Raw genomic sequence first — 13,086 nt, 5'->3', positions numbered from 1 at the left:
GGATCTGTGCTGCTCGCGGCGATCCGCGAAGCGTCAGTCGACGTGCGGGTTCGACGCGTAGTCGACGCCGCCCGGGCCGGCCACCAAAGCGCCGGCCATCTTGTCCACCGCGGCGGGCACCGCCACCGTGCCGCCGAAGATCTCGACCCGGTTGTACTGGCCCGCGTCCTGGCCCAGCCACGCGGTCACGCCGGCCGGCAGGGTGGCGCCGGCCGGGTTCACCAGCAGCAGCGGTCCGTGCTCGGTGCCCATCTCGGCGCCGCCGGACAGCGCGTCGGCCCAGTTCAGGCCGGTGGCCAGGCCGGCGGCGTTGGCCGACCCGAAGAAGTAGCTCGCCACCTTGAACGACGTGTCGTACCGGTCCGCGCCGGACAGCGCGGCGAACGAGCCGGCCTGGTAGCCCGGCGGGATCCAGTGCGAGCTCAGGGCCAGTTCGGCCTGCTTGCCGACGCTGTCCAGCTCGATGAAGTTGCCCGGCTTGGAGCGGTCGGCGTTCAGGTTGGTGCGGGCGTTCAGCGGCGCCAGGTAGTCCGCGGTCGGCTGCGGCATCAGCTTGTCGTTGGTGAGCAGCACCACCGCGGTCTTGCCGCCGCGGGCGTTGATCGAGCCGGCCGCGGCGCCGGCCGACAGCGCGTCCGGGAAGTTCTGGCCGGTGGCCACCAGGATGTAGTCCGGCGCCTTGTCCGCGCCGCCGGTGACGGTCTGCGCGATCTTCACCGCCGTCGAGTACCGGTCCGCGCCCGCGACGCGCTGCACGACGTAGTGCAGCTTGGTCAGCGCGTCGGCGACCGCCGGGGACAGGGCCTTCTCACCGCCGAGCACGTACACGGTCTTGGTGCCGTCGCCGGGGCCCAGCACCCGCTGGATCTCGGCCTGGACCGTCGGGGCCAGGCCCGCGGTCGGGGTCAGCAGCAGCGGGCCGCCGACCTTGGCGGCCAGTGCCGAACCGCCGAGGGCGTCGGCGAACTGGTCGGAGCGGGAGAGCACGACGGCCTTGGCCGGGGCGCCGGCCGAACCGGCCTTGCCCGCGGTGGCCCAGTGCGACTGCGAGGTCTTGATCGCGGTGTCGCCGCGGTCGGCGCCGGCCAGCCGCACCACGTGCGAGCGGACCAGCGGCTGGAAGGCCGGCAGGCCCAGGACGCGGGTGCCGGGGACCACCTGGGTGTAGGCCGTCGAACCGGTGCCGGTGGCGCTGACCGACTGGGTGTCGTAGTCGTGGCCGCCGCCGTCCAGCCACTGGAAGACGATGCCCTTGCCGTCCGGGGTCCACACCGGGTGCTCGAAGGCGTTCGGCGCGGCCGAGGTCTGGCCGGTGATCTTCGTCGGGGTGGCCAGGGCGGCCCCGGGGTTCGCGGTGCCGACCGTGTAGATGTCGTTGACGTTGCCCGCGGAGTTGACGAACGCGACCTTCGAGCCGTCCGGCGAGATCGAGGGGTCCCAGCCGTTGGCCACCTTGTAGTGGGCCGAGCCGGCCTGGCCGAGGTTCCAGGCGTGCACCTCGGCGGGCTTGCCACTGGCGCTGATCTGGAACACCAGCAGGCCGCCGACCGCGTCCGGGTGCAGCACGTCGGCGCCGGCCAGCGACCAGAAGTCGTGGACGATCGGCGCGCTGTTGGCGTCCTTCTCCAGGCCGTTGCCGTAGGACCACTTCAGGACGGCGTTGCCGCCGGCGGCCTTCTCCGACCACACCACGCGGGCGCCGCCGTCGATCCAGGCCGGGTGGGTCCGCACGGTGCCGTTGGCCGCCGCCGGGGCGATCATCGTGGTCGCGCCGCCGGGTATCCCGGTGACCACGGCGCCGGAGGTGGCGTCGATCCACGCCGCGCGGGCGCCGGTCGGGGCCCACGCCAGGTCCCGGGCGCCGGCGGCGAAGCCGAGGTCGTACTTGGTGCCGGCAACGGTGCTCGTCGACGCCGGGGCCGAGGAGGAGCCGCCGGAGATGGTCAGGTGTGCGGTGCCGCCGGGGCTGGGCGCGGTGGCGTTCGCGGGGGAGATCATCCCGGCCGCGGCGGCCACCGAGGTGGCCAGCGTCGCGGTCAGCGCCAGCGGCCGGCGTGCGGAAGAGTCAGACATGAGTGTGTTCGCTCCTAGGCCTGTCGGTCGGCGCGGCGCCTGATCCGCACGGCGAAGCGACCCCCGTGCGGACATGCCGCGGCGCCAGACTAGGCCAACCGAACGAATGCGGGCTCTCATCTGGCGGGTATGCGTAGAGCGATTTCGTCATTACGCCCCGGACAGATTCTCCGATTTGCGGCCAATCACGGTTTCAGGTTTTGTGGGACGCATGACGCATCCTGGGACAGCCGTGGCGGAGCCGTTGACCGGACTGTCCGCGGACCAGGTCGCGCAGCGCGTCGCCGCCGGCGAGGTGAACGACGTCCCGACCCGGACCTCGCGGTCGATGGCCGAGATCGTCCGGTCCAACGTGCTCACCCCGTTCAACGCCATCATCGGCACGCTGTTCGTCATCATGCTGGTGGTCGGGCCGATCCAGGACTCGTTGTTCGGATTCGTCATCATCGCCAACTCGGCGATCGGCATTCTCCAGGAATGGCGCGCCAAGCAGACCCTGGACTCCCTGGCGGTGGTCGGCGAGGCCCGGCCGCGGGTGCTGCGCGACGGCGTCGAGCGGGAGGTCGCCTCGGCCGAGCTCGTGCTCGGCGACGTGATCCTGCTGGCCCCGGGCGAGCGGATCCTGGTGGACGGCCGGGTGGTGCGCGCCGAGGCCCTGGAGGTCGACGAGTCGCTGCTGACCGGCGAGTCCGACCCGGTGCTCAAGCACGGTCAGGACCCGGTGATGTCCGGTTCGTTCGTGGTGGCCGGCTCCGGGGCGTTCGAGGCCACCAAGGTCGGGCACCAGGCGTACGCGGCCAAGCTGGCCCAGGAGGCGCAGAAGTTCACGCTGGTGAACTCCGAGCTGCGCACCGGCATCAACAACATCCTGAAGTACATGATCTGGCTGATGATCCCGGCCGGGATCCTGCAGATCATCACCCAGCTGCACCGCTCCGGCGGGGTGCGGGCCGGGATCAGCCGGACCATCGCCGGCCTGGTGCCGATGGTCCCGGAGGGCCTGGTGCTGCTGACCTCGGTGGCCTTCGCGGTCGGCGTGATCCGGCTGGGGCAGCGCAACTGCCTGGTGCAGGAGCTGCCGGCGATCGAGGGCCTGGCGCGGGTGGACACCGTGTGCCTGGACAAGACCGGCACCCTGACCGAGGGCGGGATGGCCTTCGACGACGTCACCGACCTGCCCGGGGCGGACGGCGTCGACGTGCCGGCCGTGCTGGCCGCGCTCGGCGCCGCCGAGGACCGGCCGAACGCCACCATGCGGGCGGTGATCGAGCACTACCCGGACCCGGCCGCCGGCTGGCGCGCCGAGCAGGTCGCCGCGTTCTCCTCGGCCCGCAAGTGGTCCGGCGTCACGTTCGCCGACGGCAAGGGCACCTGGCTGTTCGGCGCGCCGGACGTCCTGGGCCGCGGCACCGAGGCGGCGGACCGGGCCGAGCAGCTGGGCTCGACCGGGCTGCGGGTGCTGATGCTGGCCCGGGCGCAGGGCCCGGTGGACGCCGTCGTCGAGGGCTCCGTCACCCCGGTCGCGCTGGTCACGCTGCGCCAGCGGGTGCGCTCCGACGCCCGCTCCACGCTGGACTACTTCGAGAAGCAGCGGGTCACCCTGAAGGTGATCTCCGGCGACAACGCGGTCTCGGTCGGCGCGGTCGCCGGCTCGCTGGACCTGCCCGGCGCCGCCGACCCGAAGGACGCCCGGACCCTGCCCGAGGGGGATCCGGAGACCTTCGCCGAGGACGTCGCCCGGCACTCGGTGTTCGGCCGGGTCACCCCGCAGCAGAAGCGCGAGATGGTCTCGGCGCTGCAATCGCGCGGCCACACCGTGGCGATGACCGGCGACGGCGTCAACGACGTGCTGGCGCTGAAGGACGCGGACATCGGCGTGGCCATGGGATCCGGCGCCGGGGCCACCAAGGCGGTGGCCCAGATCGTGCTCCTGGACGACCGCTTCGCCACCCTCCCGGAGGTGGTGGCCGAGGGCCGCCGGGTGATCGGCAACATCGAACGGGTCGCGAACCTCTTCCTGGTGAAGTCGGTGTACTCGTTCGTGCTGGTCATCCTGGTCGGCATCTTCCAGCTCGAATATCCCTTCCTGCCCCGCCACACGACGCTGATCGCGGCCCTGACCATCGGCATCCCGGCCTTCTTCCTGGCGCTGGCGCCGAACTACGAGCGGGCCAGGCCCGGCTTCGTGCGGCGGGTGCTGCGCTTCGCGATCCCGGCCGGCCTGGTGGCCGGCGTCGAGGTCTTCGTCGCCTACTGGGTGGCCCGCGCCGAGTCCGGCTCCCTGGAGCAGGCCCAGACGACGGCGATGGTCTCGCTGTTCGCGTGCAGCCTCTACATCGTGCAGCTGGTGGCCCGCCCGATCGTGTGGTGGAAGGTGGTCCTGATCGCCTCGATGGCGGGCTTGTTCGTGCTCTGCGTCGCCCTGCCGGCCGGCCGCAGCTTCTTCGACCTGCACTTCGGGTCCTGGTACCAGTGGGCGACCGGACTGGGCATCGCCGCCGCGTCCTGCGTCGTGCTGGAGCTGCTGTGGCGGTACCTGAGCGCGCACAGCGGCGCGCGGGCGACGCGGCCGGAGGACGCGGACGTGGACCCGGACGCGGACGACGACGGTCAGCCCCGGACGGCCGGCTCCGCCGGGCGCCAGCGGGTCCGGTAGGCGCTCGGCGTGACGCCGAGCCGCAGGACGAAGTGCCGGCGCAGCGAGTCCGAGCTGCCGAGCCCGCTGCGGTGCGCGATCCCGTCCATCGTCAGGTCGGTGGTCTCCAGCAGCTGCCGGGCCAGGTCGATGCGCTGGTCCAGCAGCCAGCGCAGCGGGCTGAGCCCGGTCTCGGCGTGGAAGCGCCGGGTCAGCGTGCGTTCGCTGACTTTGGCGTGCGCGGCCAGGTCCGCCAGGACGATCGGGGAGTCCAGGCGGGACCGCGCCCAGGCCCGCGTCGTGGCCAGCGTCCGGCGGGCCGGTCCGGGCGGCACCGTCGCGGTCGGCTGCGGCTGGTCGGCGGGCCGGGGCGGGGCGGCGAGGATGAGGTTGCCGGCGGCCGCGGCGGCCGCCGCGCCGAGATCGGTGCGGATCAGGTGCAGGCACAGCTCCAGGACCGCGGCGGCGCCGGCCGAGGTGAGGATCGGCTCGTCGACGACGTACAAGGCCTCGCGCTCGACCGTCACCCGCGGGTAGTCGCGGGCCAGCCGGTCGAGGTTGTGCCAGTGCGTGGTGGCGCGGCGGCCGTCGAGCAGCCCCGCCTGGGCCAGGACGAAGACCCCGGTGCAGGACCCGACGATGCGCCGGCCCGCCGCCAGCGCGGTGCGCAGGACGGAGGACAGCCGCTCGTCGGCTCTCGGCCGGGCGCCGCCGCCGACCACGAAGACGGTGTCGGCCTGTCCGACGAGGTCCAGGCCCTGGCGGATCACCAGCTCGGGGCCCATGACGGTCTCGACGAGCCCGGGGTCCGGGGTCGTCACGTCCAGGCGGTAGGAGCCGCGTCCGGCCGTGCCGGCCTCGGTGAGGACGGCTTGCGCCGTCGCCAGGTCGTGCGCCATGACCGGCGGCACCGCGACGAACACGATGTGGTGCGGGGACTCGGACATGGCTGGATCCTCCGGTTGGTTGGCCGCCGCGGGCCTGCCGGGGGTTCGGGCCCGGCGGCCACAGTGGAACCAGCGCTGCGCACGCGTTCCTGTGTTCCCGATCCCGGCTCCCGATCTCGGTTCCGGCCCCGATTCCCGGGCCGGCCCCATCGGGATCCCCTCGAATCCTGGAGGAGATCCATGTCCTTCCACGTCATTGTCGGCGCCGGTGCCACCGCGCTGGCCACTGCCCGGCTCCTCGCCGAGAGCGGCGAGCGCGTGCGCCTGATCAGCCGCCGCGGCACCGCCGCGGACCATGAGCTTGTCGAAGCGATCGCTCTGGACGCCACCGACACCGCCGCCCTGACCGAGGCCAGCCGGGGCGCGACGACCGTCTTCAACTGCGCGATGGCCGCCTATCACACCTGGCCGACCGACCTGCCGCCGCTGTTCCGCGCGATCCTGGCCGCTGCCGAGGACGGCGGTGTCGAGCGTTACGTGATGCTCGGCAACCTCTACGCCTACGGTCCGGTCGACGGCCCGGTGACCGAGGACCTGCCCCTGCTCGCGACCGGCCCGAAGGGCCGCACCAGGGCCCTGGTGTGGGAGGAGGCGCTGGCCGCCCACACGGCCGGCCGGATCCGGGCGGCGGAGGTGCGGTCCGGGCAGTTCCTGGGTGCGGGAGCGGTGTCCTCCTTCACCCTGACCGTCGCGCCCAACATCCTGGCCGGGCAGCTCGCCCTGACCCCCGCCGCGATCGACACGCCGACCGGCTACACGGCGATCGGCGACGCGGCCCGGGCCCTGATCGCCGTCGCCACGGCGTCGGACGACGACGCCTTCGGCCGCGCGTGGCACGCGCCGGCGACCAACGCCACGGTGCGCGAGGTGGCCGCGGTCCTGGCGAAGGTCGCGGACGTGCCGGACCCGAAGCTGGAGACGCTGACCGACCGCGACGTCGCGCTGCTGTCGCTGACCTCGCCGATCTGGGCCGAGTTCGAGGAGACCCACCACATGTCGCACCGGCCGTTCGCGGTGGATTCCAGCGCGATCCAGGCCCGGTTCGGGCTGGCGCCGACCGCGCTGGAGGAGGTGCTCAGGCCGTAGCTGGGCGCCGCGCGAGCGGCGAGCGGCGGCGCGGGCCGGCCGGGAGGTGTCCCGGCCGGCCCGGCGCCGACGGCCGGGCCCGCCGGGTCAGCTGCAACCGGCGGCCTTGAGCACGTTCGGGTCGCTGCCCGGGGTGAGCTGGGCCAGCTGGCACAGCGTGGAGTCGGCGACCTGCCAGTGCCCGGACGCCGAGTCGTAGACCGCGTCGCCGGTGGCGTGCGGCAGGGCCGGGGTGCCGTTGAGCAGGATGGCGAAGTCCACCTTGGCGTGCGTGGCGCTGTCGAACGTCACGGTGTTCACCTGGATCGACGACTTCTGCCCGCTGGCGGCCGCGGACAGCGCCGTCAGCAGGCCCTGGACCTTGGCGGCGTCCTGGACCATCGAGGCCTTGGTGGCGGGGTCGATGCTGTTGTCGAAGAACTTGTTGTAGGCGTCCTTCACGGCCTGGGTCGCCGCGGCGGTGTCGCTGGGCTGGCCGCCGGCCGGGGCCGAGCTGCTGGAGCTGGAGCTGGAAGCCGCGGTGTCGGAGGACGACGCCGAGGACGAGGACGACGAGGCGGCGCCGGTGCTGGAGCTGCCGGCGGCGCCGGTGGGGCTGCTGCCGCTCGCGGACGGCGTGGACTTGCTGGAGGAGCAGCCGGCGGCGAGCAACGCGGCGACCGCGAGGGTGGCGCCGGTTCGGACGAGAGATGTGCGTCGAGATATCACGGAGGGTCACGCTCCTGGAGAGTATTCCCGGCATCTTGGAATCTGACATACCATCATCTCCAGTAAGGGTCCACAGACACTGACGCCTCACTGATCGTGATCGGGAGGGGTTCCCCGCATGTCCCGGCGCGTTGACCTGGACCGGCGTACCCGTGCGAGCCTGGGCGCGGCCGTGATGACGGTCGGGGTGCTGTTGCTGGTTCTGGGCTGGTACCTGATCTCGGGCGAGGCGATCGCGGCGAAACAGCTCCCGTACTTGGCGTCCGCGTCGATTCCCGGCGGGGTGTTGGTGGTGTGCGGCTTCGTTCTCGCGTTGTCGGGGATCGGCACCGTCGATCCCGGGACGGCGCGACGGGTGGCGGAGCTGCACGCGCTGCTGACGGAGGCTGTGACAGAGCCGGTGACAGAACCGGTGGCAGAGTCCGTGGCAGAGCCGGTGACAGGGCCTGCGGACAAGGCCGAGGAGTAGGCCGCGCCATGTTCTACGCCGGTCTCGCGTTGAACGGGCTGGCGATCGGCTGTGTGGCGGCGTTGGCAGCCGTCGGGCTGCTGGCCACGTATCGCGTGACAGGGGTCTTCAACATCGCGTTCGGCGCCATCGCGGTGTTCTCCGCCTATGTGATGTGGCAGTGCGTGCGCGTGTGGCGGATGCCGGTCGGCGTGGCGGCGATCGTGGTGCTGGGCCTCGTCGCCCCGGGGATCGGCTTGCTGCTGGAGCGGTCGGTGTATCGGCCGTTGCGGCGCAGCGGTGCGTCGGGACTGCTGGTCGCGACGCTGGGCGTCCTGGTGCTCCAACTCGGGCTGGTGTTCCTGCTGTGGGGCGGACGGTCGTACGTAAACGCGCCATCGCTGCTGCCGGCCGGTGACGTGCTCCTGCCGGGCGGGTCGTTGCGGCTTCCGTACGCGACCATCGTCGAACTCGGTCTGGTGGCCGTGGTCGCCGCCGGCCTGACGGTGCTGTTGAAGGCGACGCGAATCGGACTGATGGTGCGGGCCGTGGTCGACGATCGGGATCTGGCCGCCGCCGCCTCGGTCCCGGCGGACGCGCTGGCGGCCGGGGGCTGGGCGTTCGGCGCGTTCCTGGCCGGACTGGCCGGGGTCCTCTGGGCGCCGATCTATCACCTGGACCCCTACAGCCTCACGCTCACGGTGCTGGAGACGATGGGCGTCGCGGTGCTGGCGCGGCTGACGTCGTTGCCGGTGGCGGTGGGGGCGGCGTTGGCGATCGGGATCGCGCAGACCGAACTGACGGCGGTCCATCCGGCGGTGCGGTGGCAGGGAGTGGTGGACGCGCTTCGGACCAACCTGTTCGTGGCGGTGCTGTTCGTGGCGCTGATGGTGGTGCCGCGGTTGGGGATTCGGGAGTCGGGCGCGGTGGGGGCCGGTCTTCATCGGGTGGGGGCGCGGCGGATATCGAGGTCTGACTGGGTGGCGCGGCTGCCGTTGGGCGCGGCGTCCTTGGTGCTGGGGCTGCCGTTCTTCTTCGATCCCGCCGATCTGCGGGCGGCACTGGCGGTGCCGGCCTTGGCCGTGGTGTTCGTGTCCCTGGTGGTCGCGACCGGATATGCCGGGCAGATCTCGCTGGGGCAGGCCGGATACGCCGGGCTCGGCGCCTTGTTCATGGCGAAGCTGGCCGGGGGCGGCGTTCCGTGGCTGGTCGCGGTGTTCCTCGGCCCGCTGCTCGTGGTGCCGGTGGGGTGGCTCACCGGCTATCCGGCGATTCACCGGCGCGGCTTGTACCTGGCGCTGACGACCTTCGCGACCGCCGCGGTGGTCGCGCGGTTCGTCTTCGCCCAGCCGGTGTTCGTCGGAGGCCTGGTGGTGGCCCGGCCGCCGGGATTCGTCGACGACCACTGGTTCTACGGGCTCGAAGTGGCGTGCTTGGTGCTGGCGCTGCTGGTGGTGCGCTCGCTGCACACCGGCCCGCTCGGGCGCGCCCTGGTGGCGTTGCGGGACTCGGAGGCGGCGGCCGTCTCGGCGGGCATCGACGTGCGGCGGATGAAGGTCTTCGTGTTCGCGTGCGCGGCCGGGCTCGCCGGGCTGGGCGGCGCGCTGACGGCATCGGCGGCGCAGGCCTTCAACCCGACGGACTTCGACCCGGTGCAGGGGCTGGTGTGGTTCGCCGCCGTGGCCGTCTGGGGAGTGGACTCGGCGGTCGGGGCCATGGTCGGCGCGGCGGCGCTGGTCGCGGTGGACGTGGGAACGGTGGTCGGGGTCTCGGGCCTGGCGATCGGGGTGGGCGCGGTGCTGCTCGGGCGGTTCCCGGGTGGGATCGCCGGTCTGGTGGGGCGGCTGGCGGACCGGGCCGGCGCGGCTTCGGTGCCTTCAGTGGCTTCGGGGTCTTCCCTGTCTCCGGTGTCTTCGAATCCTGATCCACCACGACGGCTGAGCCCGGCGGGCCGGGCGGTGGCGGCCCGTGTGCGGGAACGGCGGACGGGATGACCGAGCTGGAAATCAGGGGATTGCGACGTCGATTCGGCGGCGTCGCGGCGGTCGACGGCGTCGATCTGGACGTTCCCGCCGGCGCGGTGACCGCGTTGATCGGACCGAACGGGGCCGGAAAGACCACGCTGTTCCACTGCGTCACCGGGCTGGACGCCGCCGACGGCGGAACCGTGACGCTGGGCGGCCGGCGGCTGAGCGGCCTGCCGCCGCACGCCCGGGCCCGGGCCGGGATGGCCTGGACGTTTCAGCGGATCGAGCTGTTCGCCGGATTGACCGTCGCGGAGAACGTGCGAGTCGGCGCGGAGAACCGGCGGGGCCGGCCGCTGGCCGCCGGGCTGCTCGGCCTGCCCGACCGGCGGCGCGGGGAGGTGCGGGCCACGGTCTCGGCGGTACTGGACCGGCTCGGGCTGACGGCGCTCGCCGACGCTCCGGCCGGGACGCTCCCCACCGGGACGATGCGGCTGGTCGAGGTGGGGCGGGCGGTGGCGGCCGAGCCGAGTGCGCTGCTGCTGGACGAACCGGCGTCAGGGCTCGACGACGACCAGATCGCCCGGCTGGTGCGGGTGTTGCGCGGGTTGGCCGGCGACGGGATGGCGGTCCTGGTCGTGGAGCACGACCTGCGGTTCGTCGGCGCCGTCGCCGACTCGGTGCGAGTCATGGTCGGTGGCCGCATCGTGCTCTCGGGGCGGCCGGACGAAGTGTTGGCGGCGCCGCTTGTCCGCGAGATCTACGCCGGGGAGGAGTGACGCGGATGCTGACCGTCGAGGGCGTGCGTGTCCGCTATGGCCCGCTGGAGGCGTTGCACGGGGTGAGCCTCACCGTCGCGGCCGGTGACGTGGTCGCGGTGGTCGGGCGGAACGGGGCCGGGAAGTCGACGCTGGTGCGGGCTGTCGCCGGCTATCTGCGGCCGAGCGGTGGTCGGGTGTTGTGGGATGGCGTCGACGTCACGCGCGCGCCGATCGGACAGCGGGCCGCCGCCGGAGTGATGTTGATCCCTGATGAGGGCGGCGTGTTCCGGAGCCTGACGGTGCGGGAGAACCTGGAGGTCTTCGCCGGGGCCGGACGGAGCGATCTCGACGAGGCGCTGGACACCTTCCCGGATCTGCGTGCGTTGCTGAGACGGCGAGCGGTGCTGCTGTCCGGCGGGGAGCAGCAGATGCTGGCGTTGGCGCGGGCGCTGCTCGCCCCGTGGCGGCTGCTGATGGTCGACGAGCTGTCCCAGGGCCTGGCGCCGTATCTGGCTGCGCGGTTGTACGCGGTTCTGGCCGAACTGGCCGCCGCTCACCCCGATCGCGCCGTGGTGCTGGCGGAGCCGCACCCGCGTGCGGCGCTGCGGTTCGTGGGCCGCGTCCATGTCCTGCGACGCGGGGAACTGGCGGCGACGGCTTCCCCCTCCGACTTCGACGCGGCTACGTTATGACCATGGAGCTGTTCGATCCGTCCCGGGACCCCCGAGCGGACCTGGCCGCGGCGCGGGTCGCGGCCGTCACCGACGGCAAGGACATCCTGCTGGTGTTCGGGGCGCGGTGGTGCCCGGACTGCACGGCCTTCGAGGACTGGACGGCCGATCCGGCGGTGAGCGCGGTGCTGGCGGCGAAGTACCACTTGGTGACGGTCAGCGTCGGGACCGCGCGCGGGCAACGCGATCAGCACACCGATCTGGACGCGGAGTTCAACCATCCGATGGTCGGGGGGATCCCGGCGGTGTCGGTGCTGAACCCGCAGGGCAAGATCCGGTTCGACTCGGCCGACGGGGAGTTCTCGCGGGCCCGGAGGATGAAGCCGGAGGAGCTGCTGAGCTTCCTGGAAGCCGGTCGGTAAATCCGAGTATTGAGGGAATCGTCGCAGGCAGACGTTTTGGGAGCATCTTTTGGTTGCCGCAGAAATCGGAATTGACTCTTTCCGGTGAACTGCGGCATTTCCGCTTCGTGATCGCGGGCCGGTGCTGGTGCACTGGTCCGAAAGATCAAGGAAAGGCGGGAATCGGACATCATGGCGACGGCAACCCTCCGCATGAAGGCGGACCTCCCCGGGGACGAGCGCGACCTGGTCGCGAGCGGCGAGATCGGGTCCTGGCTCGGCTTCCGGCACAGCTCGCGCGTCGAGATCATCGGCGGTGACGTGTTCGTGTCGTGGGCCGCCGGGCTGACGGCCGGCCAGACCTTCTCCAAGATCCTCACGGCGCTGGTCAACAGCCGCGGCGACGGCTGTCCCCGGGACGTCCGCATGCTCGTCGACGGCGACGTGGACTTCGCGGTGGTGGAGGTCGAGCGCTGGGCCGAGTCGATGGCCCGGTTCACCTCCCCGTGGCTCGGCGAGCTGGTGGCGATCGAGGTCACCACGCCCGACGCCGGGACCGGGCGCGGCCCGGGGGCGCTGCGGCGCCGGGCCCACCCGACGCGGACCGAGCTGGCCCGGCTGGGGGTGCCCTGCTACGTCCTGGTGGACCGCGCGCCGGACGTGGCCGAGGCCTACGTGTTCGCGAAGCCGGACGTGGAGGCGGGCCGGTTCACGAGGTCCGACACCGTCGCGTTCGGAGAGGCGTTCCGGCTGCCGGAGCCGATCGGCGTGACGGTGTGCACGGCGGGCTGGCGCGCCTGGGACACGGCCGAGGAAGGCCTGGTCGAGGGCCTCATTCCCGGCCCTCGCCGCTAGGCGACCGATTTCCGGGGGGGTATCGGTGCGCCATCCCCCGTACGGCGCTATCCCCCGTACGGCGCTATCCCCCGTACAGCCGCTGCATCGCGTAGGCCGTCATCTGCTCGATGGCCTTCGCGTCGAACACGATGCGGTGCTCGCCCTCGATGTCCAGCACGATGCCGTAGCCGGTGGGGAGCAGGTCGAGGACCTCGCCGCCGGTCACGGTGAAGAACCGGGACTCCTCGCCGGAGTAGGCGCGCAGCTCCGCGAGCGAGCTGAACATGGGGATGACGGGTTCGGGGGTGTCGTGCAGGGCCAGGAAGCCCGGCTGTTCACCGCGGGGGCAGTAGATCTTGGCGCTGTTGAAGACGGTGTAGAAGTCTTCGGGGCCCATCACTCCGCCGGTGAACGCCCGGATCGCGTCGCTGAGCGGGGCGCTGGCCACCTGCGACGGCGGGGGGTCCTGGGGATAGCCGTACACGCGGAGAGAGCCTACCCGCCGGGCCCGGGGTGGTGCACGGGGCTCGCGTGATCCACCTCACCGACCTCATG

At 72.5% G+C, this 13,086-nt stretch carries 12 protein-coding genes; 8 read left to right on the top strand and 4 right to left on the bottom strand.

Going from position 1 to position 13,086, the window contains the following annotated elements:
- Positions 1 to 33: 33 nt before the first annotated feature.
- Positions 34 to 2,073 (bottom strand): cell wall-binding repeat-containing protein, encoded by a 2,040-nt coding sequence (locus ABD481_RS07840; RefSeq protein ID WP_344664872.1) that lies wholly within the window; start codon positions 2,071 to 2,073, stop codon positions 34 to 36.
- A 211-nt stretch (positions 2,074 to 2,284) separates the two neighbouring features.
- On the opposite strand from ABD481_RS07840, the gene ABD481_RS07835 reads away from it, so the two are divergent.
- A complete protein-coding gene (locus ABD481_RS07835) occupies positions 2,285 to 4,729 on the top strand; it encodes an HAD-IC family P-type ATPase (RefSeq protein WP_344664871.1) in 2,445 nt (814 codons plus the stop codon).
- Here the strand turns inward: ABD481_RS07835 and ABD481_RS07830 are convergent.
- A complete protein-coding gene (locus ABD481_RS07830) occupies positions 4,684 to 5,655 on the bottom strand; it encodes a GlxA family transcriptional regulator (protein WP_344664870.1) in 972 nt (323 codons plus the stop codon). The two genes, ABD481_RS07835 and ABD481_RS07830, sit on opposite strands and share 46 nt — an antisense overlap.
- 180 nt (positions 5,656 to 5,835) lie before the next feature.
- Here ABD481_RS07830 and ABD481_RS07825 point away from each other — a divergent pair, with 180 nt between their 5' ends.
- Positions 5,836 to 6,741 (top strand): NAD-dependent epimerase/dehydratase family protein, encoded by a 906-nt coding sequence (locus tag ABD481_RS07825; RefSeq protein ID WP_344664869.1) that lies wholly within the window; start codon positions 5,836 to 5,838, stop codon positions 6,739 to 6,741.
- Between the two features lie 87 nt (positions 6,742 to 6,828).
- Here the strand turns inward: ABD481_RS07825 and ABD481_RS07820 are convergent, their stop codons facing one another.
- A complete protein-coding gene (locus ABD481_RS07820; protein WP_344664868.1) occupies positions 6,829 to 7,449 on the bottom strand; it encodes an MTB12 C-terminal domain-containing protein in 621 nt (206 codons plus the stop codon).
- Positions 7,450 to 7,567: 118 nt separating this feature from the next.
- Here ABD481_RS07820 and ABD481_RS07815 point away from each other — a divergent pair, with 118 nt between their 5' ends.
- The 6 genes from ABD481_RS07815 (at position 7,568) to ABD481_RS07790 (ending at position 12,549) form a co-directional block, all read left to right on the top strand.
- On the top strand, positions 7,568 to 7,918 hold the full coding sequence (locus ABD481_RS07815) for a hypothetical protein (RefSeq protein WP_344664867.1): 351 nt from the start codon (positions 7,568 to 7,570) through the stop codon (positions 7,916 to 7,918).
- Positions 7,919 to 7,926: 8 nt separating this feature from the next.
- The gene (locus tag ABD481_RS07810) at positions 7,927 to 9,891 is read left to right on the top strand and encodes an ABC transporter permease (RefSeq protein ID WP_344664866.1); all 1,965 of its coding nucleotides are present in this window, start codon (positions 7,927 to 7,929) and stop codon (positions 9,889 to 9,891) included.
- Positions 9,888 to 10,640, top strand: a complete 753-nt coding sequence (locus ABD481_RS07805; protein ID WP_344664865.1) for an ABC transporter ATP-binding protein — start codon at positions 9,888 to 9,890, stop codon at positions 10,638 to 10,640. Before ABD481_RS07810 ends, ABD481_RS07805 begins: the two co-directional genes overlap by 4 nt.
- Positions 10,641 to 10,645: 5 nt before the next feature.
- Positions 10,646 to 11,314, top strand: coding sequence for an ATP-binding cassette domain-containing protein (locus ABD481_RS07800; protein ID WP_344664864.1), 669 nt, complete (start codon positions 10,646 to 10,648; stop codon positions 11,312 to 11,314).
- 2 nt (positions 11,315 to 11,316) lie between these two features.
- Complete coding sequence (locus ABD481_RS07795) at positions 11,317 to 11,715, top strand: thioredoxin family protein (RefSeq protein WP_344664863.1); 399 nt, start codon at positions 11,317 to 11,319, stop codon at positions 11,713 to 11,715.
- A gap of 171 nt (positions 11,716 to 11,886) precedes the next feature.
- Complete coding sequence (locus ABD481_RS07790; protein ID WP_344664862.1) at positions 11,887 to 12,549, top strand: hypothetical protein; 663 nt, start codon at positions 11,887 to 11,889, stop codon at positions 12,547 to 12,549.
- Positions 12,550 to 12,613: 64 nt separating this feature from the next.
- On the opposite strand, the gene ABD481_RS07785 is transcribed toward ABD481_RS07790, so the two are convergent.
- Positions 12,614 to 13,015: an SseB family protein gene (locus ABD481_RS07785; RefSeq protein ID WP_344664861.1), complete on the bottom strand. Its 402-nt coding sequence runs from the start codon at positions 13,013 to 13,015 to the stop codon at positions 12,614 to 12,616.
- Positions 13,016 to 13,086: the final 71 nt, after the last annotated feature.

Origin of the sequence: Catenulispora yoronensis (genome assembly GCF_039531695.1) — a bacterium.
Taxonomy (GTDB): Bacteria; Actinomycetota; Actinomycetes; order Streptomycetales; family Catenulisporaceae; genus Catenulispora; species Catenulispora yoronensis.
The sequence above is the reverse complement of the archived record's forward strand: the minus strand, read 5'-3'. Positions and strand labels throughout refer to the sequence as shown.

Coding starts and splice junctions, on each gene's coding strand:
- ABD481_RS07800 (WP_344664864.1), top strand. CDS start 10,646: ATGCTGACCGTCGAGGGCGTGCGTGTCCGCTATGGCCCGCTGGAGGCG.
- ABD481_RS07835 (WP_344664871.1), top strand. CDS start 2,285: ATGACGCATCCTGGGACAGCCGTGGCGGAGCCGTTGACCGGACTGTCC.
- ABD481_RS07815 (WP_344664867.1), top strand. CDS start 7,568: ATGTCCCGGCGCGTTGACCTGGACCGGCGTACCCGTGCGAGCCTGGGC.
- ABD481_RS07805 (WP_344664865.1), top strand. CDS start 9,888: ATGACCGAGCTGGAAATCAGGGGATTGCGACGTCGATTCGGCGGCGTC.
- ABD481_RS07825 (WP_344664869.1), top strand. CDS start 5,836: ATGTCCTTCCACGTCATTGTCGGCGCCGGTGCCACCGCGCTGGCCACT.
- ABD481_RS07840 (WP_344664872.1), bottom strand. CDS start 2,073: ATGTCTGACTCTTCCGCACGCCGGCCGCTGGCGCTGACCGCGACGCTG.
- ABD481_RS07810 (WP_344664866.1), top strand. CDS start 7,927: ATGTTCTACGCCGGTCTCGCGTTGAACGGGCTGGCGATCGGCTGTGTG.
- ABD481_RS07790 (WP_344664862.1), top strand. CDS start 11,887: ATGGCGACGGCAACCCTCCGCATGAAGGCGGACCTCCCCGGGGACGAG.
- ABD481_RS07795 (WP_344664863.1), top strand. CDS start 11,317: ATGGAGCTGTTCGATCCGTCCCGGGACCCCCGAGCGGACCTGGCCGCG.
- ABD481_RS07830 (WP_344664870.1), bottom strand. CDS start 5,655: ATGTCCGAGTCCCCGCACCACATCGTGTTCGTCGCGGTGCCGCCGGTC.